Genomic DNA, 3,632 nt, shown 5'->3' with positions numbered 1-3,632 from the left:
CCGTTATCGCCAGCCCAGCAACGCATCTGGTTCCTCAACCAATACGACACCACCACCCCCACCTACAACATCCCCCTCACCCTCCACCTCACCGGCCACCTCGACACCACCGCCCTCCACCACGCCCTCACCGACCTCATCCACCGCCACCAACCCCTCCACACCACCTACCCCCTCCACCACGGACACCCCACCCAACACATCCACCCCCACCCCACAACCCCACCACTCACACCCACCCCCACCACCGAAACCCAACTCCCCCACCACATCAACACCGACACCACCCAACCCTTCGACCTCACCACCGACACCCCCCTCCACACCCACCTCTACCAACTCGACACCACCCACCACACCCTCACCCTCGTCCTCCACCACATCGCCGCCGACGGCCACTCCCTCACCCCACTCACCCACGACCTCACCACCGCCTACACCGCCCACACCCACCACCAACCACCCCACCCCACACCCCTACCCCTCACCTACACCGACTACACCCACTGGCAACACCAACTCCTCGGCACACCCCAGCACCCCACCCCCACCACCCAAACCCACACCACCTACTGGACCACCACACTCACCAACCTCCCCGACACCCTCCCCCTCCCCACCGACCGACCCCGACCCACCCACCGCACCCACCACGGCGAGTCGATCCGCTTCGAGATCCCCGCCGACGTACACCACCGCCTGCGTGCGCTCGCGCGGAGCACCGGGGCGACCACATTCATGACTCTGCATGCGGCCTTCGCGGTCCTCCTCGCCCGCCTGTGCGACACGGACGACGTCGTGATCGGCACCCCCGTCGCCGGCCGCCCCGATCCCCGGCTGGACCAACTCGTCGGCATGTTCGTCGGGACGCTCGTCCTCCGGACCCCGGTCGGCTCGGCCGAGTCGTTCCGCGAAGTGCTGACCAGAACCCGCGACGCGGACCTCGGTGCATTCATGCACGCCGACCTGCCCTTCGAGATGCTCGTCGACGTGCTGGCGCCGGAGCGGTCCACGACGCACACACCGTTGTTCCAGGTCCTGATCGACTATGGGACCGAGGTACCACTCCACCTCGAGCTGCCGGACCTGACGGTGACGGTCGCCGAGGACGCTCCGCCCCTCGCGAAGTTCGACCTTCAGCTCACCCTCCGCGAACATGCGGACCCCGCACACCCCGGCCTGTCGGCCGCGTTGACCTATCCCACCGACATCTTCGACCGCACCACCGTCGAGAGTGTCGCGGTACGCTTCCTCCGGCTCCTCGACTCGGTGACCGCGGACCCCGGCCGGCCAGTCGGGGACGTCGACCTCCTCGACGACACCGAACGGGCCACGCTGACGACCGGGTGCAATCCCCCTTCGCCCGTGGCGGAACCAGCCGAGGCCACACTCGCCGACCGGTTCACTCGGTCCGTCCACCGCTTCGCCGGCGAATCGGCGCTGACCGATGCCGACGAAACGCTCACCTACGCGGTACTCGGTGCCCGCGTCTACCGACTCGCCCGGCATCTCGTCGAACTGGGCGCCGCCCCCGACACGGTCGTCGCCGTAGCACTGCCACCCTCGGTCGAGCTGGTCGTCGCCCTGCTGGCCGCACAGCAAGCGGGCGCCGGTTACCTCGCCCTCGACGTCGGTCACCCGGCCGACCGGCTCGACGCCGCGATGTCCGACGCCGCCCCGGTGTGTCTCGTCTCCTCGACCGATCACGCGGCCGGCTTGCGGCGGGACCTTCCCACGGTGCTCGTCGACGACGCGGACACACGCACGCACCTGATGGGCCTGTCGCCGGAACCGATCACCGATCCGGAGCGACGGGCCGGGCTCACCCCCGACGCGGTCGCGTACGTCGTATACACCTCGGGGTCGACCGGACGCCCGAAAGGTGTCGTGGTGACACACCGCAATGTCACGACACTGTTCGACAACACCCGGCCTGCGTTCGACTTCGCCGAGACCGACGTGTGGACGCTCTTCCACTCGGCCGCCTTCGACTTCTCGGTATGGGAGTTGTGGGGCGCCCTCCTGCACGGTGGCCGCCTCGTCGTCGTCGACACCGTCACCGCCCGCTCACCCGACGAGTTCCTGGGCCTGCTCCGCCGGGAGCGGGTGACGGTCCTGTGCCAGACTCCCACCGCGTTCGCCCAGTTGGCCACGGCGGAACGGAACCAGCCGACCGACCTGGCGTTGCGGTACGTCGTCTTCGGCGGCGAAGCCCTCGAGCACGGTCACCTCGTCGACTGGCTCGACCGGCACGAACCCACCCGACCCCAGCTCGTGAACATGTACGGCATCACCGAGACCACCGTGCACGTGAGCAGGCATCCCCTCGGCGATACCCGTCCCGCTGCGCGGTCGGTCATCGGCCGGGCGATTCCGGGACTGCGCGTGTACGTCCTCGACCGGCGGCTCCACCCCGTACCCACCGGAGTGACCGGCGAGATGTACGTTGCCGGGAACCAGGTCACCCGTGGGTACCTGCACCGATCCGGGCTGACGGTGACCCGGTACGTGGCGGACCCGGCCGGGCGCGGAGGACGCATGTATCGCACCGGCGACCTCGCACGCTGGAACGCGCAGGGTCAACTCGAGTTCCTCGGACGTAGTGACGCCCAAGTTCAGCTGCACGGCTACCGGATCGAGCCAGGAGAGGTCGAGGCCACGCTCGTCCGCCACCCGGATGTCGCACAGGCCGCGGTGTCGGTCCGTTCCGACGACCGAGGCACCGAGCGCCTGTTCGGGTACGTCGTACCCGCCCGGGACGGTGAACAGACGAGGGCTGTCGACATCGAGCGGGTCCTCGGCTTCGCCCGGACGACTCTCGCACCGCAGATGGTGCCGGCAACGCTGGTGGTCCTGGACCGCCTGCCGCTGACCCCGAACGGCAAGCTCGATCGCCGGCAGTTGCCCGCACCCGACTTTGCCGAACGCGTCTCCACGGGTCGCGCTCCGGCGACCGCGACGGAGATGGCCCTCGCCGAGGTTTTCGCGGAGGTCCTCGGCGTGCCGTCCGTGAGCGCCGACGAGTCCTTCTTCGCAGTCGGTGGCGACAGCATCATGGCCATCCAGTTGGTGGCCCGCGCCCACGAGGACGGTGTCTTCCTCACTCCCCGCGACGTTTTCGAGCACCAGACCGTGGCCGCCCTCGCCGAGGTGGCGGCCACCCGGAACCCGGACGTGCTGGCCGAGCTTCCCGGCGGTGGCGTGGGGACCGCACCGCTCATGCCGATCGCGCGGTGGTTGCTCGAGCGCGGCGGCAACCTCGACACGTACTGCCAATCGGTCCTGCTCACCGCGCCACCCGACCTGGACACCGACACCCTCACCGCCACCGTGCAGACAGTCCTCGACCACCACGACATGCTCCGAGCCCGACTCCGGCGCGGAACAACAGACGAAGACACCGTCCTCGAAATCCCACCGGCCGGAACAATCGCGGCCGCACCCCTCATCACCCACGTCGCGGTCGAGACGGACCCGGACAACGACCTCGCCGCGATGGCACGCACGCAACTCGACGCCGCAACACACCGACTCGACCCCGAAAACGGGATCATGCTCCAACTCGTCTGGCTCGACCCCCGCACCCAACCCGGACACCTCCTCCTCACCATCCACCACCTCGCCACCGACGG

The 3,632-nt window shown here is 69.1% G+C and carries 1 protein-coding gene; it reads left to right on the top strand.

Going from position 1 to position 3,632, the window contains the following annotated elements; translation table 11 throughout:
- On the top strand, positions 1-3,632 hold a 3,632-nt coding region (locus ACNJ7E_RS15260; RefSeq protein ID WP_418340307.1), incomplete at both ends, for an amino acid adenylation domain-containing protein.

The sequence above is a fragment of the Rhodococcus mengyinensis genome, from assembly GCF_048381435.1.
Classification (GTDB): domain Bacteria; phylum Actinomycetota; class Actinomycetes; order Mycobacteriales; family Mycobacteriaceae; genus Rhodococcus_F; species Rhodococcus_F opacus_D.
Note: the sequence above shows the minus strand (reverse complement) of the source record. Positions and strands in the feature narration are given on the sequence as shown.